Raw genomic sequence first — 24,740 nt, 5'->3', positions numbered from 1 at the left:
TTAACTTTCCTGTTGTAGTGCCTCAAGCTCTTCCCAACGCTCAAAAGCTACTTCAAGTTCCTGCTCTGCAACAGATAACTCATCTAATATAGTTTTGGTCTCTTCTATAGGCTTACTAAAAAAATCGCCATCATTAACTTGAACTTGCAATGCTTCGATTTTTGTTTCTAGCTCTTCTAAAAGATTAGGTAGAGACTCTAATTCTCTTTGCAGCTTATATGATAACTTCTTTGTTGGTGCCTTTGTTACCGTATTTTTGCGAGTTTCCTCTACCTCTTTTACTGCAACCGCTGGCTTTGTAACCACTTTATAAGCTTCAGCTTGTTTTTTCTGTGCATGAGCATCATGGTAACCACCAACAAACTCTTCAACTTGCCCTTGCCCATCAAATATCCAGCTAGTTGCAACCGTATTATCAACAAACTGACGGTCATGGCTTACCAATAACAAAGTACCCTGATAGTTGGCAAGTAATTCTTCTAAAAGTTCCAATGTTTCGATATCTAAATCATTGGTTGGTTCATCAAGAATTAACAGGTTGTTTGATTTAAGGAAAATACGCGCTAAAAGTAAACGGTTTTTCTCACCACCTGACAAGGCTTTTACTGGTGTACGAGCTCGTTTTGGCGAGAATAAGAAATCTTGTAGATAACTTAAAGCGTGACGCTCTCGACCACCAATAGTGACTTCCTGTTTACCATCTGCCAGGTTATCAATAACTGATTTCTCAGGGTCTAAGATTTCACGGTATTGGTCAAAGTAAGCAACTTCTAATTTGGTACCACAATGTAAGCGACCAGAATCTGGTTTTAATTGATCAAGTAGCAATTTAAGGACGGTACTTTTACCACAACCATTTGGTCCAATTAATGCGATGCGATCACCACGCATGATATTGAAACTGAAGTCAGAAACAATTTGCTTGCCTTCAAATGCAAAGCTAAGGTTTTCAGCTTCAAAAACAATTTTACCCGAACGTGCTGACTCATCCAGTTGGATATTCGCTTTACCTTGAACTGAACGACGATCTGAACGCTCTTGGCGTAATTTTTCTAATGCACGAACTCGACCTTCATTACGAGTTCGGCGAGCTTTAATACCCTGACGAATCCATACTTCTTCTTGAGCGAGTTTTTTATCAAACTCTGCATTTTGCATCTCTTCAACACGTAGAGCTTCTTCTTTAGCAACTAAGTAATTTTCGTAGTCACCAGGGAATGAACTTAACTTACCTCGGTCAAGATCAACAATTCGTGTCGACATAGATTTGATGAAAGCACGGTCATGCGAGATGAAAATAATTGAACCACGGAAATCTTTTAAGAAACCTTCTAACCACTCGATCGTTGTTACATCAAGGTGGTTGGTTGGTTCATCAAGCAGTAACACATCAGGATCACAAACAAGTGCACGAGCAAGTGCTGCTTTACGTTGCCAACCGCCCGATAGTTCTGTCAGCTTTATGCTTGCATCTAACTTTAGCGCTGCAAGTACATTGCTTACGCGATCTTCAAAGCGCCATGCATTTGAGTGATCTAACTGCTCTTGAACTCGTGATAATTTATTAAAGTTCTTTTCAGTTGGCTCTAATGCGATCAGATCCAGCAGTTCATGATATGCTTTAAGTTGTTCACCAACTTCCGCTAAACCACCAGATACGTAATCGTAAACGGTGCCTTGCTCATTTCGTGGTGGATCTTGCTCTAAACGAGAAACAACCACATCTTGAGTGATCTGCATTTTGCCGTCATCCATGATGATTTCACCGGCTAAAATTTTCATCAATGTTGATTTGCCAGCACCGTTACGGCCGACTAAACAAACACGTTCATTTTCTTGTAATGCAAAATCTGCACGATCCAATAAAGGGTGATCGCCAAACGCTAGTTGTCCATTATGTATGGTAAGTAATGCCATGTTTTGTTAACCAATCTTGTAATTCATGTGGCCCAAAAGGCCAGTTAAGGTCTGAATCTTGATATTGAAGTACGGGGATAGTGACGCCGTAACGAGAAAACAGTTCATCATCAAAAGCAATATCGATAAGAGTAACGTGTTCATCAAGATTCAGTTGTTGGAGTAAAGAGAGTGCCATCTCACATAGATGACACCCTTTGGTACTATAAAGAATCAGCATCCTAGCCAGTCCTTATATTCATTCACCTTTATGAGTAATCACCCAGCAGTTATGAATATGTTTGTTACGAGAGAAATCTAGAGGTAACGTTTGTGATGAAATATTTTGAGCATTTAGCCCTAATTCCGCCATCGCATCTAAATCCATCTTGAAGTGACGTTTGTTATTTGAGAATACAATCGTACCGTTTGTTCGCAACAGACGCTTTAAGTTTTCCATTAACATCATATGATCTCTTTGAATATCAAATGATTGCTCCATTCTCTTTGAGTTTGAGAATGTTGGTGGATCAATAAAAATAAGGTCATATTGTCCGGTTGCGCGCTCAAGCCACTGCAAACAATCGGCTTGAATAAACTGGTGCTGTTTACCGCCTTTTCCGTTTAATGTCATATTGTCTTTTGCCCACTCAAGGTAGGTATTTGACATATCAACTGTTGTTGTTGACTTAGCACCACCACATGCAGCGTGAACGGTTGCCGAGCCAGTATAAGCAAACAGGTTTAAGAAGTCTTTACCGCCAGCTAACTCACCTAAACGACGACGAGTGAGTTTGTGATCAAGGAAAAGACCAGTATCTAAGTAGTCATGTAAGTTAACGATTAACTTCACACCGTATTCTGCAACTTCCATTTTTGGCGACTGCTTACCGAGTTTTTGGTATTGCGAGCGGCCTTTTTGACGTTCACGTACTTTCAAAATAACATTATTCGCTTCAACACCCGTTACTTGAATGCTTGCACGAATGATATCGGTTAGTCGACGCTTTGCCTTTTCTTCAGGGATGTCTTTTGGCGCTGCATACTCTTGAATAACTAAATGGTCTTGATAAACATCAATCGCTACATTGTATTCTGGTAAATCAGCATCATAGATACGGTAACAATCCAGTTGCTCACGTTTTGCCCATTTGCCTATTTTACCGATATTTTTCTTTAGACGGTTCGCAAAGTCTGGTGCGATAACGGACTCTTTTTGCTCCGTTGGACGCTCTGACATCGGACGGTCTGAAATTGAGTAGTTCTTTTGGTGACAAGGTAACGCACCGTTGCTCAGTTTAAATTGCTTATCAGCACGCATGCGTAAGCAACTCAATAGCTCATCGTTACTTGAAAAAATTGACGCTTGGCATCCACCAAACTCAGCTTTCAGTTGCGCACCAAATGCTGTGTATAAAGCAATCAAGCCTGGTGCAGTACCTAAACGCTCACCATATGGAGGGTTAGAGACTAAAACACCATCAGTGAATTCACTTGGTCGGGTAACCGATGCAGCATCACCTTCTTTGAACTCAATAATATCAGCAACACCAGCGCGACGAGCATTATCACGTGCCGTTTGCAAAACACGTGGATCGTTATCACAGCCATAGAATTTACATTCGACTTTTTTAACACCACGTCGACCTTGCACATTAGCTTCTGACTTAACTTCAGCCCATAACTCAGGCTCGAAATCTTCTAAAGACTCAAAGCTCCAACGCTGACGTTTTAGACCTGGCGCCATGTTAGCTGCCATCATCGCAGCTTCAATAACCAGGGTACCTGAACCACACATAGGATCTAAGAAAGGTTTAGTTGGATTCCAGCCACTACGCAAAATGATCGCTGCAGCTAAAGTTTCACGCAGTGGTGCTCGGCCTGACTCTGGACGGTAGCCACGTTGGTGCAAACCACTACCAACCATATCAACACCTAAAATTGCTTTTTCACGGTGTAAACGAACATGGACACGAACGTCTGGTTGCTCTTTGCTGATTGACGGACGAGGTAAACCTTTCTTTTCAAAGCAATCAACAATGGCATCTTTCACTTTCATCGCACCATATTGGCTGTTGCGAATTTCACGGTTTGTTCCGTTAAAATCAACCACAAAACACTTTGAACTATGGAATTGGTTTACCCAGTTCACTGCGGTTGAAGATAGGTATAAATCCATATCATCAACACAGTTAAACTCCGAAAGAATACGTACAAATCGAGAGGCTAATCGGCTCCACAAACAGCAACGATAAATTTGTTCATTCGTTGCTTTAAACTTTACGCCTGCTTGTACTGGCTTTGCGTTAGAAATTCCTAATTGTGTTAGTTCTTCAACTAATAGGTTCTCAAGGCCGTTTGAGGTAACCGCTAGATATTGATTCATAGTGTTCTTTTCTTGATAAATATTGTCTCAATTATACCTGACTTTCCACTATTGACACCAAACTAACTGCCTTTATGAAGTAAATAAATCGAATCATTGGTGTTTATTTCATCAAACCATCGCATTTTCAGTTTTCCTACCTTTAGAAACCAAACAAGCCTGCAATATAAAAGGTTTGAGGGCATAAGCAATTAAAACCAAATATAACAATAACATAAACCACCCGCGAATTAATATTCACTTCCAAATTGGTATATACCAGATCGATTTAAAGTCATTTCCAACCCCTAAAAAGAGGAATTATTGTGATAGATATCTATTTAATATGCAGATTAACACCATCCAGCAGCAACAAAGGCGCAGCATATTTATTGCATTTATGTAACCAAGATCGGGTTTTAGTGGCAGACAAACAGATAAATGTTGAGGGATTTAAGCGATATCGAATGGGTGTTAAGCGTTAGGGCTGGGTAAGAAAGGCATTATATCTGGTGTGAATTAAGTGATTAACCGACCAGTGCAATCGTTTCTGTATTTAACATATGGTTCGCACATACCATTCTATCGTGCATGACTTTAATTGAGTCACCAAACTTCAATGATTTTGCTGAGGTCAGTTCCATCTCTTCAAGCTCAACAAAAGTACAAAGACTAGAGCCGTCCCCTACTTCTAATACAATAAATAAGCCAGAGCCGTATTGATTCACCAATCGAATCACATCGGCCTCTTGTGGCGCATAGCCTTCACTTTGATGGTCAAAGAACCAGCTTCTAGGTTGCACAGGTTTATGGAAGCGCTTTGCTGCTACGCAATAGAGCGTTAACTCTGCCTGGCGGGGCTCAGAAAGCGATAAAGAGTGGATTGGATCTCGGAAAGTTTGAAAGGAGGTTGCATCATCAACCGTAAATTCATTGGCTGATAAAGCACAGTTAACTAATAACTTACGCGCAAGGTTCGTTTGAAAAACGAGATCATCGCCCAGGTCCAGCATAAGAGTCTGTTTATTCTCTTCATAGTACCAATTCCATGTATTGCTGGGTTTAAGCATTATTCGTCTCTCAATAGTCAAGCGGTAAGGTGTTACCCGAAGATAAGTAATAAACACTAGCTATCTTCGTTATTGTTAATATATTTTTACAAAGTGGAGTATAAAAAAAAAGAGGAAAATAAATTCCTCTTTTTTGTTACAAACTATTTAAAGTGACTACTTAGCGATCAATTATTAAAGGTTTTTAACAATTTCTTTTACTAAACCAGGTCCCTTGTAGATAAAGCCAGAATAAACTTGAACAAGTTTTGCACCTGCCATCATTTTTTCTTTCGCTGCTACAAACGAGTCAACACCACCAACCCCGATAACAGGAATCGTATCACCAAGCTCTTGATGTAAGCGACGAACAACCTCTGTACTACGAGATTGAACAGGGCGACCACTTAGTCCACCAGCTTCATTAGCATGTTTCATACCTTCAACAACCGTGCGGTCCAAAGTTGTATTGGTTGCTATCACACCATCGATATTATTTTTCAGCAATGACTCACAAATTTGAGAAATTTCATCATCACTTAAATCAGGTGCAATTTTTAAAGCTAAAGGAACATATTTACCATGCTTCTCTTTTAGTTCTAATTGTTTTGCTTTTAGTTCAGCAAGAAGCTCATCTAACGCCTCACCATATTGCAAACTACGCAAGCCAGGAGTGTTAGGTGAAGAGATATTGACAGCAATGTAGCCTGCGTATTGATATACCTTCTCCATACAGATCAGATAATCTTCCGCTCCCTTCTCTATTGGCGTATCTTTGTTCTTACCAATATTAATCCCGATAATACCGTCATAATTTGACTTCTTAACATTTTCAACAAGGTTATCAACACCAAGGTTATTAAAGCCCATGCGGTTAATGATCCCTTCAGCTTCAACCAAACGGAATAAGCGTGGCTTATCATTTCCTGATTGAGGACGAGGTGTCACGGTACCAACTTCAACAAAGCCAAAACCCATAGCGCCAAATGCATCAATACATTCGCCATTTTTATCCAAACCAGCCGCTAAGCCTACTGGATTTTTAAAGGTTAAGCCCATGCATTCTACTGGACGATGTGGTAACTGTTGGCGATAAAAAAGATCAAGAGGAGTGCCTGTTAGGCGTTTGAAATTTTGAATTGCAAGATCGTGTGCCTTTTCGGCATCAAGTTGAAAAAAGCCAGTTCTGGCTAGACGGTAAAGCATTGTGCCTCCGAAAGAAAAAAACCCCGTTATAAACGGGGCTGTATTATTTACTTATTTGAAGAACAATTCAAATTTAATAGCATTAATTCTCGCAAAGCGACCGAAAATTTTGCAAATTCATGTACAGAGCCCACTTTGAACTCATTTAAAATGCTTTCCCAGCGGCAAAGTGACACGGTATTGGTCTCCATCCAGTTATCTAATGCCTGCAAAACATCAAAGTCCTTATTAGAACAAGTGCAATTTAAAACTTGTTTTGTCAGCTGTCTTTGTTGCCAATCTAGATCTTCTCTAAATGCCGCTCTTGCTAGTGCCTGCCAATGATTATCCGTTGCTTGATTATTAATTTGTTTTAAAAACCAATGCAATGACAATTTATCGCCCAAAGTGAAATATAACTTAGCGGCTTGTTCTATATTTTTACCACTTTCACGAGATACTGTAGATATATCCAGTATTGAGTTTAAACTCGACAAACGAGCAACATGATTTGCTAAAGGACTATCTATTCCCTGTTCTATCCAACTCTGTGCTAAAGCATTGTGCTCATCGACCTCAGAAGCCACCAGCATGCTATCGAGCTTATCTGATATCACATTGACATCATGTTGATAAAGCTCTATCAGGGAGTCTACAGAGAGCTTAACGCTACGATTTCTTAGCATCCAACGCGATAACCGACGTAAAGTGCGTCTCACCTGAAAAATAAGTTCATATTGAGCTGCCGTTTGTGCTTTGTTATCTAATTGACGAATTTGCTTAAAAACAGCTTCAAAAGCATAGATTTCTCGAGAAGCCGCATAGGCATTTGCAATCGCACTAACACTTGCTCCCGTTTCATCTTGTAGACGAGTGACAAAATTACATCCCATTTCATTAACCATTTGGTTTGCAAGACCCGTCGCAATGATTTCCGATCGTAGTGGATGGTTATCCATGTGTGCCAAATAGTGACATCGTAACTCATTAGGGAAATATTGAATTAATTGCTTGGCATGAAAGCTATCCTGAACAATTTCATCCACAACTAAGTCTTCTTTTAAAACCATTTTTCCATAAGCAACCAATACAGCAAGTTCTGGACGAGTTAAGCCAAAACCTTGTTTCTCACGCTCTAACAGAGTTTCATCATTAGGGATATACTCGAGTGCCCTATCGAGGTGCCCCGACTTTTCCATTGAATGAATAAAGCGAATTTGTTCTTTTACTAATTGTGTCCCCTGCGCTTCTGTTACCGAAATAGACTCTGCTTGGCAATAAGCATCATCTAATACAATCTCACCAACCTCATCTTCCATTGACTCGAGAATATGATTTCTTTGCTTAACAGTCAGATCACCATTCGTGACTAATCCATTTAAGAAAATTTTGATATTCACTTCGTTATCTGAACAATCCACTCCACCAACATTATCAACAAAATCAGTATTAGCACGACCACCAGCTAAGGCATATTCAATACGACCTAATTGAGTCATACCTAAATTGCCACCTTCCCCAATAACTTTTGCTCGCAAGTCTTTCCCATCAACTCTTAAGCTATCATTCGCACGATCACCGACATCCACATGACTCTCAGACGTCGATTTAACATAGGTTCCTATCCCACCATTCCATAACAGGTCCACTTCCATTAATAGAATCGCTTTAATAAGATCATTTGGAGCCATTGCTGACTTTTTAATTCCAAGCATAGATTGTATTTCAGGTGACAAGGTAACGGATTTTGCCCGACGCGAAAATATACCACCGCCTTTTGAAATAAGTGCTTTGTTATAATCATCCCAACTTGAACGAGGTAAATTAAATAAACGTTCTCTTTCTTGCCAAGTAATAGCAGCATCAGGGTTGGGATCGATAAATATATGCAAATGATTGAATGCAGCTTGTAAACAAATATGCTTTGATAACAACATACCATTACCAAATACATCTCCAGCCATGTCACCGACACCTATCGTGGTAAAGTCGGTTTGCTGACAATCAATACCCATCTCTCTAAAATGACGTTTTACGGACTCCCAAGCACCTTTTGCCGTGATCCCCATTGCTTTATGGTCATAACCATTCGAACCACCTGAAGCAAATGCATCACCGAGCCAAAAGTTATATTCCTCAGAAACGGAGTTAGCGAGATCGGAAAAGGTTGCCGTTCCTTTGTCTGCTGCCACAACAAGATAAGGATCATCGTGATCATGACGGACAACATCGATCGGAGGGGCGATTACACCATCAATGATATTATCACTGACATCCAATAGCGCTCGAATAAAGCGCTGATAACAACGTTGACCTTCGGCAAAAACCTCATCCCGTGTTGTCAGCAAATATTGACGCTTACATACAAAGCCACCTTTTGCACCCACAGGCACAATAACCGTATTTTTCACTTGCTGAGCTTTTACAAGACCGAGTATTTCTGTTCTAAAGTCTTCTTGTCTATCTGACCAACGTAACCCTCCTCGAGCGACCTTGCCGCCACGTAGATGAACCCCTTCAATATCAGGTGCATAAACAAAAATTTCAAAGGCAGGAACCGGCGCAGGAATTTCAGGAATCAAGCATGGTTGCATCTTGAGCGCTAGCCAAGGTTTAGGCTGCCCTTTATTATCGTGTTGGAAGTAATTGGTACGTAAAGTGGCGCAAATCATTTCCATATAACGGCGTATAATACGATCGTCATCTAAGCTTTCGACATCAATAAGCTTCTCGGTGATCTTCTTGATCAGCCCTTCTTGACGATTGACATTCTTTTTTAATTTCGGATCAAAGCGCCCAACAAACAGATCCACCAGCGCTTTCGCAAGATCGGGGTAATGTGACAGGGTATCTTCTATATATTGCTGACTAAATGGAAAACCGACTTGGCGCATATATCGCGCATAAGCACGTAAAATTGATATTTCTCGAGCCTCTAAGCCTGCCCCTAAGACAAGACGATTAAACCCATCGCTATCTACCTTACCATGCCAAACTGCAGCAAATGCTTGTTGAAAGCGCTCTTGCGTCTCACTAATATCAACACCCTCATTGCCTTTATGTAGCATAGAGAAATCTAAGATCCAATATGTACGCCCATTGGTTTTCGATATCTCATAAGGTGACTCCCCTATAACTCTTAAACCTAAATTTTCGAGCATAGGCATAACATCTGAAAGGTGTATAGGTTCATCGCTATGATAAAGCTTTAACCGAACGGCTTTTGAGTCTTTTGCTTCTTCTTGAGCTCGGTAAAACAGCATACCGAGTTTATTATTTTCATTAAGGTGCTCTAAACGTTCAATATCAGCCATTGCTGAACCTGGCATAACATCTTCTTTATAAGAACGAGGGAACGCGCGCATATACTCTTTTGAAAGTGGTAGTCCTTGGCTCTCTCCAAAGTTAGCCACAATAGATTGAGAAAGGCGATCATCCCACGATGATGACACTTCCATGAGGTTTTGTTCGATCACTTTCACATCAACATCCATATTATTGTTATCAACGCGGACAATATAATGCGTTCGAGCGAGAGGGCTTTCTGAAAAGTAAGTGGTAAATTCAACTTCCTGCTGACAGCCAAAGAATTGCTTAAAGATACGTTGAGTTTGACGACGTAGCTCTGTGTTATAACGCTCCTTGGTTACATACACCATACAGCTAAAGAAACGTCCAAAGGGGTCTTTACGTACAAACAGACGTAGCATGTCCCTATCTTGCATCTGTACCACTCCCATTGCCACTTCAAGTAACTCTTCCTCTTTAGCTTGAAGCAGTTCATCACGAGGGTAATTTTCAAGTATGTTATGCAGTGCTTTATAAGAATAGGAACCTTTGTGGTAGCCACTCGCTTGTAAGATGCGATCGACTTTATCTCGAATTAACGGAATGCTGGCAACACCTTGATTATATACAGAGGAAGTATAAAGACCGGTAAAGCGATGCTCACCAATAACACGACCTTTCTCATCAAACTTCTTAATTCCAACATAATCGGTATAAGCTGGGCGGTGAATACGCGAAGGGGTGTTGCCTTTTGTGAGGATGAGTCTAAATGCCTTTTGTGCTTCCAAACGGGCAGAATCGGCAAACTCATCAAGTCGAACACTTCGCACTCGCTTTTTCTTAGCAAACAGCCCTAAACCATCATCAGGGGTTGGGGTTAATGTGACTTCCCCATGATCATGAATTAGGTCATATTCTTTGTAACCCATAAAAGTAAAGTTATGCTCTGCTAACCAACGTAAAAAAGCCAATGTTTCTTCATGATGACTATTATCCAACAAAGCATGATCTTTTTGCTGCTCGACATGATCAGTAACTTCTCGCAAACGATCAACCATCTTTTGCCAGTCATTAACCACTAAGCCTGAATCAAATAAAATATCAAGTAGCTCTGCTTTTAATGCATGCATCTCTTCTTTATTGCTTAACCTATCCACTTCAATATGAAATAAGGATTGAACATCGCCACTTCCGTCATTAATAGCCACCACATGACCCGCTTTTGAGCGCTTCAATTGCGTCGGACCATGCAACATTAGATGCGATGAACGCTCAAGACGACTTAATGCCATTTTGATTGAATCAACCAGAAATGGACCATCCGGAACAACAATTTCAACAATCGTATGCGTTGACTGCCAACCTTGCTGACTTACCGTTGGATTAAATACTCGGACAGAGATATCCTGCGCTTTTTTCTCATTGACGTGGTGCCACAGACTGACAACGGCACCGTATAAGTCAGACTCATTGCGGTGATGCAAGTCTTGTTGAGCAATATTATTAAAAAGGTGTTGGGCTAATTGAGTAACAAGTGGCTGATAAGTAACACCTAACTTCTCATGAATGAGTTGGTATACTTTCTCTATTAGGACGGGAACAACTGTTTCTCGTGCGGTCATAACACACTCCACAATTTGTATTGTTTTTATAGGGAATGGCTTAAACATCGCATTAAACGGATGCTAACCGCAGACGCAATAGACTTAAGCGCTAATAATGCATGACTACATTGTAAATACATTATTACCTAAAGGTTAATAGGTTTAATTGTGAAGTGCGAGTGAGATTGCATAATATTTATCTTAAAGAATTCGTTCCTTTTTAATCTGTTGTATTTAAATGGGTTATATCATCTCTAAACGTAAGAATTTATTGTTCACATCGGTCGTTAACTTGAAGCGTCCTTCGATACCTCTATGAGTCAGTAACGGACGAAAACGAAAGGCGGGTAATTTTAAGCTTAGCCCCTCTTCTGTCGTCACCTGTACATAGGATGCTCTACCTGAGTAATGCGCAAGAAATGCTTGGTAGGAAATGTTTAAGCGAAAAAAATGGTATTTCATAGCGATATATTCACATAGTAAAGCCAAATAGATCCTTTCGATCCATTTGGCTATTATTTATTAATAATTAAGGGTTATTAGTCTTCGAGTGCCTTGGTTACTTTCTCGAAAAGATCTTTGGCAAGATCATCCATAGCACGTAACGACTCTAATTCCGTCTTGATTAGATCTTGGCGAACTTTATCATAACGACGATATTTTAATAATGGATCGATTAAACGTGAAGCAACCTGTGGATTACTACTATTTAATTGTCGCAAGATCTCACCGGCAAATTGATAACCTTTACCATCAACGGCATGAAACTGTACTGGGTTCATATTTAAGAAGGCACCAATCAAGTTACGTGTTCGATTTGGGTTCTTTAAGCTAAATGCAGAGTGCTGCATCGCTGTCTTAATTTCAGCTAATACATTATCCGCAGGGTTTGAGCCTTGCAGTGCAAACCACTTATCCATAACTAAACCGTCATGCTGCCACTTATTGCTGTAATCTTGCATTAAGCTTTCACGACATGCTAATTGACACGCATTTGCTGCGGACATGGCTGCGATGGTATCTGTCATATTATTCGCTTGTTGATATTGCTCAAGTACAAGTTCATTACCAGCGTTGGTATAGGCTAAGAAAGCCAAACAGATATTGCGTAATGCGCGCTGACCAATAGCATGGTGCTCTACACTGTACTCTTCTTGAGACAAGTGATGGTAAAGCGCTGTGAATTCATCAACTAATGCCTCTGCTAATGTTTTCTTTAGCCATCGTAAAACATGACTAATCGCATCAACGTCTACTTTTTTATACCAACCTGATACTTCATTGTGACTCGGCAATGATAAGACTTCGGCAATAAAGGCAGGTTCCAAGTCTTTACTTAATAAAATCCCACGAAATGCATCAATCACAGCTTCATCTAATTGATAAGCTTCCCCTCTTTGGATATTAAGTACATTAGAGCGAATGTATTTACCCAGTAGTATTTGACCTGCATCCCAACGAGCAAAATCATTACGAGCATGACTCATTAAGAAAATCAGTTCATCATCTGAATAGTTGTATTCTAATTTAACTGGTGCAGAAAACTCACGCAGTAAAGATGGAATAGGCTCGACAGTTACCTGATCAAATACGAACGTCTGCTTTTCTTCTGTTACATCTAATACGTTATGTACTGGCTTACCGTTACATTGTAACTCCACCACCTCACCTGATGGTGCATAGAGCTCAATATCAAATGGGATATGTAGTGCACGTTTCTCTTTTTGCTCATGCGTTGCTTCAGTAGATTGCTCAATGGTTAATGCATACGACTGTTTTTGTGCATCATAGTGACTTGAAACTTTAAGTGTGGGTGTTCCTGACTGGCTATACCATAAACGGAACTGACTAAGGTCAATACCTGATGCATTTTCCATTGCACAAACAAAGTCTTCACAAGTCGCGGCTGTACCGTCATGGCGTTCGAAATAAAGTGCCATACCTTTCTGGAAAGCATTTTCACCAAGGAGGGTATGCATCATGCGAATAACTTCACTGCCCTTTTCATACACCGTTAACGTATAGAAGTTATTCATTTCGATAACTTTATCTGGGCGAATTGGGTGTGACATAGGACTTGCGTCTTCAGCAAATTGAGGTCCACGGATAGTACGGACATTACTAATTCGGTTGACGGCTCTTGACCCTAAGTCTGAAGAGAACTCTTGATCACGAAAAACGGTTAAACCTTCTTTCAAGCTTAATTGAAACCAGTCGCGGCAAGTAACACGGTTACCTGTCCAGTTATGGAAATATTCATGACCAATAACCGCCTCAATCCCTAGATAATCGGTATCGGTAGCCGTTTGCTCATTAGCTAGAACAAATTTAGAGTTAAAGACGTTTAAACCTTTATTCTCCATGGCGCCCATATTAAAAAAGTCGACAGCAACGATCATGTATATATCAAGGTCATATTCTAGATTGAAACGTGCTTCATCCCACTTCATCGAATTAATCAATGATGTCATGGCATGCCCAGCTCGATTTAAATTACCTTTATCAACAAATATCTCTAGCGCAACATCACGACCTGATTTAGTAGTAAATGTATCTCGCTGCACATCGAAATCACCAGCAACCAAAGCAAATAGATAAGCGGGTTTAGGATGCGGATCTTGCCATTTAACCCAGTGACGACCATCGTCTAAATCACCCTGGTCAATTCGGTTACCATTACTAAGGAGAAACGGGTTTTCAGCTTTATCCGCAATAACAGTTGTCGTGTATTTCGCTAGCACATCCGGTCGATCCATATAATAGGTAATACGACGGAAACCTTCTGCTTCACATTGGGTACAGAATGCACCACCAGATTTATATAAACCTTCTAATGCACTATTCGCTTGCGGATTCACTTGAGTAATAATTGATAGGGCAAATTCTGCTGGTAGTCCAGAAATGGTTAAACCAAGATCACTAGATTGATATTCCGTCCATAACTCACCATTAATTTTTAGCTCTTTTAGAGTTAGGTTTTCTCCGGCTAAAAATAATGTTGTTACCTCTGTTTGCTGTGTGACACTTGACACAGCGGTAACCAATGTTGATGTGTCATGTAAGTCAAAGGTGAGATCAATGTCTGAAATGAGATGAGTTGGAGCTTGATAGTCTTTGCGATATTTGGCTTGGGGAGTATGTGCCATGTCTGAGTCCTTGTTCGCTTAATCTTAGTTATATTTCTACGGGGAGTTTGCTAAGAAAACAAGTATAAATGGATAAAATTGAGGTATTTAAGTTTAATACCTCAATTTTGTGACAGATTTTATCATATACAAACGATATCATGCCATTAGCGGCGAAAAAACGAGCAACATATAAGCTTGGTAGCGAATTAAATGGCTATTTTATACCAAAACAGCCACCACTGTATTTATATACAGTTAATTATTCACTCGATTTAAAACCGCAAACATATCGCCACCTTCACCTTCTAAAGTCAGTTTATCTTGAGATAAGGTATACGTTGTTTCATGTTCACCTTCAGGGTACAACAATACAAGGTGGTTGCCTTCGGTATAATAGATCCCTTGGTGGACCACTTCATCCCCTTCGTCAGAGCTAACTTTGAACATAAAAACAAAATCAGGCTGCAGTACTAAATCCATTTGATCAACTTCACTGGCTAACAAGCCCTCACCACCTAAATGCTCACTAGACCAAATACCAGCTAATGCATTAGGCAGAGCTTTGGTAAAACGAACGCCATTTAAATCTAAAATATTATGATTACTATCGTACTTATAGGCTTGGGGCTGAGGCGTATTGATACCAAGAATAATAGTGTCGGTATTGGCGGTGAATAACCCTTCCCAATGATCAACAGTGTAATCTTTCTTTTGGATATCAATAGAAAAATCATAATTTGAAGAAAGCGTCAGTTTTATCGCTAAGAAATCTTCATTGGATGACTCTGGGTTTGGATTGAGTAAGTACCAATCGCCAATCAGGAGGGGTAAATCAAATTGAGTTAGATCACTATTATCTCGCTTTTGCGTGGATGCTTGCACACTGGTTAAATTCGTCAAAAATACACTAAAACATACACACACGATCATTATCCATTTCATCATAAAACCCTCTCTTTTTTTTAAGTCTAGATTGAGTTAAACAATAAAGCTAAAAAACTTGATCTAAATCACACTTTTTATTTGCGCAAATAAAAAAAGCGAGCACCAGGCTCGCTTTATATATTTTATATTCAATGAGTTATATTACTTCAGCATATCGACCATAATCGCTACAGATTCATTTAAATAACTATCTGGAGCTTCATAGTCTTTTGGCACATCGTCTAATTGAGCAAAAGTTTCTTCACCCAATACTTTTTGACGCTGGTTAATACGACTTAAACGCAACTCATCGGCATCATCGGCTTCTTTCTGACGAACGGCTTCATTGAGAGATAAAGTGTTATCATCTTTATCTGCTTTGTATTTAGCAATATCTTGAGCAATAAAGCCAAACTCCATATCTGAAGCAATACGTTTTTCATGAAGCGTTGTTAAACTCGCGATCTGCTTTTCGTTACCTTGTAATACATCATATTTTGCTTTATCAATGCGATCCCAAGGCAGAGCATTATCTTCAACACTTTCGCCTGTTTCAGCAGGATTAATAGCGGTTGGGAATGAAATATCAGGAATCACCCCTTTATTCTGTGTACTACCACCATTGATTCGATAAAACTTTTGAATCGTATATTGAACGTAACCAAGCTTTTTATCGCCTAGATCATATATATGACTTAAAGAACGATGCTGCTGTACCGTTCCTTTACCAAAAGAGTTTTCACCCAGTACAATAGCTCGACCGTAATCTTGCATTGCTGCAGCAAAAATTTCTGAGGCAGAAGCGCTATAGCGGTTAACTAAAACAGTCAACGGACCTTGATAACTGATTTCTCCACCAGTGTCACTATTAACGTTGACGCGACCGTAGCTATCACGAACTTGAACCACTGGACCACTTTCAATAAAGAGCCCTGAGAGTGCTGTTGCTTCTGTTAACGCACCGCCACCATTGTTACGAAGGTCAACAATAATACCGTCGATCTCTTTCTGCTTCAGTTCGCTAATAAGTTTATCGGTGTCTTTTGCTAAGCCAACATAGAAACTAGGAACTTCAAGAACCCCTATTTTTTTACCCGCTTTTTCTATAACTTCCGATTTTACCGCGCGATCTTCTAAACGAATTTTATCTCGAACAATAGTCACAACGCGATTCTTAGCATCTTTACCTTCTGGTAAAATTTGCAACTGAACCTTAGTACCTTTCGGCCCTTTGATTAATTGAACAACATCATCAAGTCGCCAGCCAATAACATCAACGATCTCTTTACCATCTTGACCAACACCAACAATGCGATCCCCTTCACCAAGCTGCTTACTACTTGATGCCGGTCCACCAGCAACGAGCGAACGAATAACTGTATAGTCATCCGTCATTTGTAAGACGGCTCCGATTCCTTCCAAAGAGAGATTCATTTCCGATTGGAATTGTTCGGCATTTCTTGGCGAAAGATAACTGGTATGAGGGTCGACTTCACGAGCAAAGGCGTTCATATAAAGCTGAAATGCATCTTCATTATGAGATTGAGTTAAGCGCTTCATGGCATTGTTGTAGCGCTTCGCTAAAGTCTCTTGAATTTCAGACCACTCTTTACCAGTTAATTTCAAGTTCAATGCATCATACTTAACACGCTTACGCCATAACTCATCCACTTCGGCTTGGTTTTGAGGCCAGTTAGCTTCTGAACGATCGAGTTCTATGGATTCATCGGCATCGAATTTGATTTCATCATCAAGCAAAGATAAAGCGTATTGAAAGCGTTCGAAACGTTTTTGCATTGATAAGTTATAAACATCAAAAGCAATCTGGTTATTACCAACTTTCAGCTGGTCATCGAGTTGAATCGACCACTCAGAAAAAGAGTCAATATCAGCCTGTGTAAAGATATTACGATTAAAGTCCAGCATTTCGATATAGCGTTCGAAAATGGCTTTAGAGAAATCGTCGTTTAGGTTGAAGTGTTTATAGTGAGAACGGGTAAAGCGTGATGTAACCCTTTTACTCGCAGTCTCATGTTGAGCTTCTGGAGTTAATAAAGGTAGATCATCTTTATCAAGTTTGGCTTCTAAAGCCTGAGCAGATGATACTGCTAGCCATAAGCTAGCAGTGATCAATGTCAATTTTGAACGGCATTTCATGCGTAGGAGTATCTCCTTTATGCGCGCAAGTGCTCCGCTTTCACAACCATTTGTAGGCCGTTTGCAAGTTGAACACGCACATCTTCCTTATTGATTTCAACAATGGTCGCAGCCATGTTTCCTTTACCCATGTTGATATTTACGTTCTTACCTGTGATTAGTTCATCAGCATTTAGAGCGCGAGTTTCAACTGGCTTATCTTGTGTCGCCGGTTTTGCTTTTGGTGCAGCACGACGAGCTTGAGGTTTTTTAGCAGTTTTTGCTTTCGCTGCTGCTTTGTTCTCTTCACGTGCTTTTTGTGCTTGCTCTTTACGACGAGCTTGTACGCGAGCTTTGCTTTCAGCAAGTGCTGTTTTTGCGTGCTCTACATGTTCTTCTTCTAACTCACCAGCGTCATTGCCATCTAGATCAACACGAACAGCACCAGGTTTAGCACCGTGAAGGTAGCGCCATGATGAAGTGTACTGACGTAAAGCTGCACGCAGTTGAGTTTTACTTACTTTTTCATCTTCATTTAGACGTTCAGCAAGATCTTGAAAAATACCAATTTTAAGTGGTTTAGCTTCACCTTCTAAAGTAAAGCATTTAGGGAAACATTCAGCAATATATGCGATAACTTCTTTGCTGTTTTTTAACTTTTCAGTGTTTTCCATGAGGGTTCCTGGTTATTGCGGTTATTCCGCTGGCATCATTAAGATAAAATAATTTACGTATTATAGAGAGATGCAACGGAAAAACCACACTCAAATATTAATTAATGCTTGTTAGCGTGTGAATTGAGCACCTTTTCGGCTTCTGACATCAATTTTGTCAGCCCTTGCTCATCAATTTCGCTAAATCGACCAACATTTGGGCTATCGATATCTAACACTCCCGCTATTTCACCACCAATTGAAAAAGGAATCACGAGTTCCGAGTTACTTGCTGCATCGCAGGCAATATGCCCTTCAAAGGTATGAACGTCATGTATACGCTGTACGGTATTAGTTTGAACCGCCGTACCACACACCCCTCTTCCAAATGGAATTCTGACACAAGCTGGTAAGCCTTGGAATGGTCCTAAAACCAACTCTTTCTCTTGGCTACTTTTACTTGGCTTAACTAAGTAAAAGCCGACCCAATTTAAGTGTTCTAACTCCATTGATAATAGCGCACTTATATTCGCTAAGTTGGCTACTAGGTCACTTTCTGATTCAATTAATGCTAAAGCTTGTTTGGTTAAGCGCTCATAGTGTTCTATTTTCATAGTAACTTCCTAATACTATTGTAGCAATCTGATTAAATTGATACTTCCATTATGGGGGCATTTCAGTAAAATGCCAATACCAACCTAAATAGGACTCATTCTCACTACAATGTCTAATTCAAATGCTACTATTAGCCGCTCTTGGTTAATAACTCAAGCAAAAAAACATAAAACCAAGCTGATTTTTGCTAACTTTATTGCTGTCATTGCGACATTGATTAGTGTCCCTATTCCTTTATTAATGCCATTAATGGTTGATGAAGTGCTATTAGATCAGCCGGCTTCAGGCTTAGATCTAATGAACATGCTTCTCCCTACAGCTTGGCAGAGTCCTATTGGCTATATAGCGCTAACGCTTGTTCTTGTCATTCTGATGCGTACTTTAAGCCAAGCCTTTAATATCCTTCAAAGTCGCCAGTTTACTTTAGTCTCCAAGACCATCACTTATCAAATGCGCACTCTAATGATCGATAAATTAGGTCGCATCAGTATTCGTCAGTATGAAACAACGGGTAGTGGCGGTATTAATGCACACTTAATTACCGATATTGAAACTATCGATAAGTTTATTGGCTCAACGCTTAGTCGCTTTCTAATTAGTTTGCTTACTGTTATAGGTACTGCTGGCGTCCTACTATGGTTAGAGTGGCGTCTAGGTTTGTTTATTCTTATTGTCAATCCAGTTGTTGTGTATTTTTCACGCAAACTTGGCGGCATGGTAAAACACTTAAAAAAACAAGAAAATCAATCATTTGAACAATTCCAAAATCGTTTAGTTGAAACCCTTGATGGGATATACCAGCTACGAGCAGCCAACCGAGAGCGTGAGTTTTTAAGCGAGCTCAAGCTACAGGCTGACCAAATTCGTATTGATGCTGATAAGTATGCTTGGCAATCGGAAGCCGCTGGACGGGTTTCTTTCTTACTCTTCTTACTTGGTTTTGAGCTATTTAGAGCTATTGCTATGCTTATGGTTCTCTTTAGTGATTTAACCATAGGTCAGATTTTTGCCGTCTTTAGTTATTTATGGTTTATGCTTTCTCCAGTTCAAGAGTTACTCGGCATTCAATTTTCATGGTATAGCGCAAAAGCAGCATTAACGCGTATCAATGCCTTGTTATCACTAGAAGAAGAGTATCGACCGGTTAGCAAAGTGAACCCCTTTACTGATCAACGAGCGGTCGATATTAATGTTGATAATGTCACTTTTGCTTATAGTGCTGAGCGAAATGTGCTTAAAAACTTCTCATTAACGATCCCAGCAGGTAAAAAAATTGCCCTCGTTGGCACAAGTGGTGGTGGCAAATCGACGTTAATTCAATTACTCATGGGGGTTTATAGACCGGATACTGGTGTTATTCGATATAATGGTGAAAAGGCCGATGATATTAGTTATGAAATTATAAGAGAGCAAATTGCCGTTGTTTTACAACAACCGATATTATTTAATGACAGCTTAAGGCATAATCTTACTTTAGGTGGTCAATATGATGATGCTCAACTTTGGAAAGCGTTGGAAGTTGCTCAATTACAAGATATTATTAAGCAACTCAGTGATGGTTTAGAGACACAAATTGGACGTAACGGTATTCGTCTTTCTGGCGGTCAGAGACAACGATTAGCCATTGCTCGAATGGTATTAAGTAATCCACAATTTGTGATTTTAGATGAAGCAACATCCGCTTTAGATACAGCAACAGAATCAGCATTACATAAAGCGCTCACTGACTTTCTAAAAAATAGAACGACGCTAATCGTCGCCCATCGCCTCTCAGCGGTAAAACAAGCTGATCTTATTTATGTACTAGAAGATGGACAAGTTAGTCAAACTGGCACACACGGAGAACTCGTTGAACAAGATGGATTATACCAAGCTCTGTACGGCACACTACAGTCAAATGCTTAACCTGTTCCTAACAGGGGTTGTATGACCCTTTGTTCTTCTCATGGTAGCGCACCTCAAACCACACGCCTATGCCAAGGTTGTGAGCTACCTGTCGACACTATCCCCCTCGATAAAAGATACTCTGCATACTGCCCTCGCTGTGGTATGCAACTTTATCGAGGGGGCTCTCCTTCCCTTTCTGGCAATTTAGCAATTGCCATTACTTGCTTGTTACTTTTCATCCCATCACATTTTTTTGAATACATTAGTATTCGCCTTGTCGGGGTAATGATACCAGCGACACTACCAGCTGGTATTATGGCTTTGATTAGTGATGGTTTTGTCTTACTCGCATTACTGGTTCTATTTTGTAGCTCAATAGCGCCCTTTATTGTCTGCTCCTCTGTCGTGATGGCGCACCTTGCATTAAAGAAGCGCTGGTTTCACTCTCTTCGATACTCATTATTACTTATCCACTACTTAAAGCATTGGATGATGACCGATGTTTTTCTCGTTAGCATTGCAGTATCGTGCTTTAAGCTACAAGATTACTCTGATATCTATATTGGCCCTGGTCTGCTTGGTCTAATCCTGTTACAAGTTTGTACTGTCTTATTAATTAGCCGCATAAGTACTCGTCGCTATTGGGAGCAATGGAAATCCGAGTGTAACTATTCTAGTGCCCATAAAGAGGCACATTGCCACCATTGTCATTTATCACAAAGCAATACGACTCATTGCTTACGATGCCACTCACCACTTCGCCATAGAAAGCCTAACTCCATCCAAAAGACATGGGCTTATCTACTCGCGGCATGTGTGGCAATCTTCCCTGCTAACTTGATCCCTATTTCGGTGTTAATCACTAATGGTCAGCAATTAGAAGATACGATATTCTCAGGTGTCGCTGGATTAATTCAACATGACATGTATGGCATAGCCGCAATTATATTTATAGCCAGTATCATTGTTCCAGTCGCTAAAATTTTAGGTCTTGCGTATATTTTGCTCTGCATTCAATTCAAGCATACTCTTTTCCATCGCCAAAGAATGGTCATTTACTTTGCAGTCAAGTGGATTGGTAAGTGGTCAGTGATGGATCTTTTTGTTATTTCAATCATGATGACTTTAGTTGATAGAGGTCAGATCCTTAATTTTACACCCGGTTATGGCGCGGTTGCCTTTGGCCTAGTCGTCGTATTCACTATGTTAGCTGCTGAAAGCATTGATCCTAGATACATCTGGGATAACTACCAAAACACATCAAATAATGAGTCAGGGAATGAATAAAGAAACTAACTCTCAAGCATCATATAAGCCTGAAATTAAAAAAAGTAGAATGATCTCTCCTTTATGGATATTACCTATTCTGACTTTAGTTTTAGCCGGTTGGTTAGTAATGAAATCAATTCATGGTGCTGGTCAACGAGTTCAAATTTACTTCCCTGATGCACAAGGGTTAGTTGCTGGTCGAACGACGATCCGCTACCAAGGTTTAGAGGTGGGGATGGTAAGAGACATCACTCTGTCTGAAGATTTATCTAATATCTATGTCGATGCTGATATATACCCTGAAGCCACGAGTCTACTCTCTGAAGGCACTCGCTTTTGGCTCGTTAAACCAACAGCAAGTTTATCGGGAATTTCGGGGCTTGATGCCTTAGTGTCTGGTAATTACATTGCGATTCACCCAAGCAGTACTTCCGATCAACCTCAACGAGTGTTCAATGGACTAGATAGTGCTCCAGCCGATCTACTTGCTTCACAAGGGTTGAATATCAATCTAAAAGCTAAAGATTTAGGTGGCATATCCGTCGGTTCACAGATTATTTATAAAAAAATCCCTATTGGTGAAGTCTATAGCTATAAATTAGCGGAAAACGCTAAATCTGTTGATATAGAAGCGTCTATCAACAATGAATACCGTCACTTAATTAATAAAGATAGCCGCTTTTGGAATGTCAGTGGACTTGGCGCAAGTATAGGTTTTGAAGGGGTTGATGTTCGCCTAGAAAGTTTCAGTGCTTTGTTAAATGGCTCGATTGCCGTAGACTCACCAAACAAAGGTGAGCCGGTTGATGATGAAGCCTCCTTCCGTTTATATCCCGATCTTAAAACGGCAGGTCGAGGCATTGCGATTAATATTGCTCTGCCCGATGATAATAACATTAACGCTTCTGGCACACCGATTATGTATAGAGGCTTAGAGATCGGTCAAATTACCAACGTGACACTGAGTAGAGACAGAGAGACAATTAGAGCCTCTGCTGCTATTCAACCGACCTTTAATGACATGCTCACTTCAGGTACCAAGTTTATTCTTGAAGAAGCAAAGGTCTCATTAAGTGGCGTAGAGAATATTAGCAACCTGATCACGGGTAACTTTTTGACCATAGTACCTGGTGAAGGGGAAAAATCTCGTGACTTTACCGCGATTCGTAAACATGAGTTCAGTCAGCAACAAGCTCAATCTATCGCCCTACGCTTAGTCTCAAATAACTCATTTGGGCTAGGTGAAGGAACCAATATTCTTTATAAAGGCATTGCGATTGGATCGGTCATCAACGTTGGTCTTATCGATACCGTGGGTATTAACAACCAAACCAATGAAGTTTATATGGACGTATTAATTGATAATCAATACGCACCATTAATTAAGTCTCAAAACCGTTTCTTTGTGACCGGCAGTGCAACGGCAGAACTTACCGAAGCCGGCTTAAGTGTTACGGTACCACCAGCAGCACAACTTCTGTCAGGCTCAATCAGCTTTGTCAGTGAAGGAAATAATAAGACCAAAAATGAATATCAACTTTTTCAGAGTCAATCGCTCGCTGAATTAGCAAAATATAATTTATCTGGTTCGGAAACCATTCGTTTATTTTCTGATGAACTCCCCTCGATTTCAAAAGGAAGCCCTCTGCTTTACCGCAACTTACAAGTCGGTAGTGTTGCAGACTTTCACCTAATTGATGGTGGCGTAAAAATTAATGCCACAATAGAAAATCGCTATAAGCATCTGATTAGCAATAAAACGGTTTTTTGGAATCGTTCAGGCGTTGAGGTTGATGCCACGCTTGCAGGTGTCAGTATAAAAGCAGCGCCTTTAAAGACCTTATTACAGGGAGGCATTGCTTTTGATGATATTCCAGGAATAGAAAACAAAGTGGCCAATAACTGGAAGCTGTATGCCGATCATAAACAAGCCCAGAAATTCGGTCGTGAGATTATATTAACAACCGCTCATAACCAAGAGATAGAGCCAGGCACACCCATCAAATACCAAGGGGTCAATATTGGTGAAGTGACTCAGGTTAAACCAAACTTTCAAATCAAAAATGTGCAAATTTATGCCCGTGTTTTGCCAGAGTATGTCGGACACATCGCGCGATCAGGCAGTCGTTTTTGGCTTGCTGAACCTAAGTTAGGTTTGGATGGTGTCGAAAATTTAGGGGCAATCTTAGCCCCCTTTATCGAAGTTAGTCCAGGTAACGGAGAAGCTCTATTTCAATTTCCATTAGTCAAAGGGAAAGCTGAACAAGTTGGCATGACATTCACTCTGCAAAGTGAACATCGTGGCTCAATCATGAAAGGAACCCCAATCTTATACCGTGATATTGAAATCGGGAAAGTGACTAATGTGGTTTTGGGGGATTTTGCCGATAGAATCATTTCTACCATCTCGATTCAACCTGACTACGCTTACCTTATTCGCCAAAATTCTATTTTCTGGAATATTTCTGGTATTGATGTGTCTATTGGTCTAACTGGTGCGAATATAAAAGCTGGCACAATAGATAGCTTAATGCGTGGCGGTATTACATTTGCGACACCAGAGCAAAATCAACTTCAGCCACCAGCAAAAGAGAATCAATCTTTCTTGCTGCACGATAAAGCTGAAGATCAATGGAAAAAGTGGCGGACCCCAATTCCTAAACCATAAAATTGATTCTAATTAGTAAAAATGCAGCTTTCGGGCTGCATTTTTGGTTTAGTCATTAGCAAAATTGCATTAA

General features: G+C 40.1%; 15 protein-coding genes. 3 read left to right on the top strand and 12 right to left on the bottom strand.

Annotated elements, in window-relative coordinates:
- The 12 genes from BCU68_RS00165 to BCU68_RS00110 all read right to left on the bottom strand — a co-directional run bounded on the left by BCU68_RS00165 (nucleotide 1) and on the right by BCU68_RS00110 (nucleotide 18,842).
- Entirely contained in the window at nucleotides 1-1,917 is a 1,917-nt protein-coding gene (locus BCU68_RS00165; protein ID WP_102562772.1) for an ABC transporter ATP-binding protein, read from the bottom strand.
- Nucleotides 1,895-2,137 (bottom strand): glutaredoxin family protein, encoded by a 243-nt coding sequence (locus BCU68_RS00160; RefSeq protein WP_102562771.1) that lies wholly within the window; start codon nucleotides 2,135-2,137, stop codon nucleotides 1,895-1,897. The genes BCU68_RS00165 and BCU68_RS00160 overlap by 23 nt, the downstream gene beginning before the upstream one ends.
- Before the next feature lie 18 nt (nucleotides 2,138-2,155).
- Complete coding sequence (rlmKL, locus tag BCU68_RS00155) at nucleotides 2,156-4,282, bottom strand: bifunctional 23S rRNA (guanine(2069)-N(7))-methyltransferase RlmK/23S rRNA (guanine(2445)-N(2))-methyltransferase RlmL (protein ID WP_102562770.1); 2,127 nt, start codon at nucleotides 4,280-4,282, stop codon at nucleotides 2,156-2,158.
- Between the two features lie 506 nt (nucleotides 4,283-4,788).
- Nucleotides 4,789-5,331, bottom strand: a complete 543-nt coding sequence (locus BCU68_RS00150; protein WP_102562769.1) for a cell division protein ZapC — start codon at nucleotides 5,329-5,331, stop codon at nucleotides 4,789-4,791.
- Nucleotides 5,332-5,505: 174 nt separating this feature from the next.
- Entirely contained in the window at nucleotides 5,506-6,516 is a 1,011-nt protein-coding gene (pyrD, locus tag BCU68_RS00145; RefSeq protein ID WP_102562768.1) for a quinone-dependent dihydroorotate dehydrogenase, read from the bottom strand.
- A 47-nt stretch (nucleotides 6,517-6,563) separates the two neighbouring features.
- On the bottom strand, nucleotides 6,564-11,405 hold the full coding sequence (locus BCU68_RS00140) for an NAD-glutamate dehydrogenase (protein ID WP_102562767.1): 4,842 nt from the start codon (nucleotides 11,403-11,405) through the stop codon (nucleotides 6,564-6,566).
- Between the two features lie 225 nt (nucleotides 11,406-11,630).
- The gene (locus BCU68_RS00135) at nucleotides 11,631-11,849 is read right to left on the bottom strand and encodes a DUF2835 domain-containing protein (RefSeq protein ID WP_102562766.1); all 219 of its coding nucleotides are present in this window, start codon (nucleotides 11,847-11,849) and stop codon (nucleotides 11,631-11,633) included.
- A 77-nt stretch (nucleotides 11,850-11,926) separates the two neighbouring features.
- Entirely contained in the window at nucleotides 11,927-14,533 is a 2,607-nt protein-coding gene (gene pepN, locus BCU68_RS00130) for an aminopeptidase N (RefSeq protein ID WP_102562765.1), read from the bottom strand.
- A 237-nt stretch (nucleotides 14,534-14,770) separates the two neighbouring features.
- A complete protein-coding gene (locus BCU68_RS00125; RefSeq protein WP_102563145.1) occupies nucleotides 14,771-15,457 on the bottom strand; it encodes a hypothetical protein in 687 nt (228 codons plus the stop codon).
- Between the two features lie 144 nt (nucleotides 15,458-15,601).
- A complete protein-coding gene (gene prc / locus BCU68_RS00120; RefSeq protein ID WP_102562764.1) occupies nucleotides 15,602-17,596 on the bottom strand; it encodes a carboxy terminal-processing peptidase in 1,995 nt (664 codons plus the stop codon).
- A 17-nt stretch (nucleotides 17,597-17,613) separates the two neighbouring features.
- The gene (gene proQ / locus BCU68_RS00115; protein WP_102562763.1) at nucleotides 17,614-18,249 is read right to left on the bottom strand and encodes an RNA chaperone ProQ; all 636 of its coding nucleotides are present in this window, start codon (nucleotides 18,247-18,249) and stop codon (nucleotides 17,614-17,616) included.
- Nucleotides 18,250-18,350: 101 nt separating this feature from the next.
- Entirely contained in the window at nucleotides 18,351-18,842 is a 492-nt protein-coding gene (locus BCU68_RS00110; protein WP_102562762.1) for a GAF domain-containing protein, read from the bottom strand.
- A 109-nt stretch (nucleotides 18,843-18,951) separates the two neighbouring features.
- On the opposite strand from BCU68_RS00110, the gene BCU68_RS00105 reads away from it, so the two are divergent.
- From BCU68_RS00105 to BCU68_RS00095, 3 genes are read left to right on the top strand one after another with little or no spacing between them, the layout of a single operon-like run.
- Complete coding sequence (locus tag BCU68_RS00105; protein WP_102562761.1) at nucleotides 18,952-20,748, top strand: ABC transporter ATP-binding protein; 1,797 nt, start codon at nucleotides 18,952-18,954, stop codon at nucleotides 20,746-20,748.
- A gap of 21 nt (nucleotides 20,749-20,769) precedes the next feature.
- Nucleotides 20,770-22,017 (top strand): paraquat-inducible protein A, encoded by a 1,248-nt coding sequence (locus BCU68_RS00100; RefSeq protein WP_102562760.1) that lies wholly within the window; start codon nucleotides 20,770-20,772, stop codon nucleotides 22,015-22,017.
- Nucleotides 22,010-24,667 (top strand): MlaD family protein, encoded by a 2,658-nt coding sequence (locus BCU68_RS00095; RefSeq protein ID WP_102562759.1) that lies wholly within the window; start codon nucleotides 22,010-22,012, stop codon nucleotides 24,665-24,667. Before BCU68_RS00100 ends, BCU68_RS00095 begins: the two co-directional genes overlap by 8 nt.
- The last annotated feature ends 73 nt before the right edge of the window (nucleotides 24,668-24,740 follow it).

The organism is Vibrio sp. 10N.286.49.B3 (assembly GCF_002873395.1).
In the GTDB taxonomy this organism is placed as follows: domain Bacteria; phylum Pseudomonadota; class Gammaproteobacteria; order Enterobacterales; family Vibrionaceae; genus Vibrio.
This window is presented reverse-complemented; position numbering and strand designations above follow the sequence as displayed.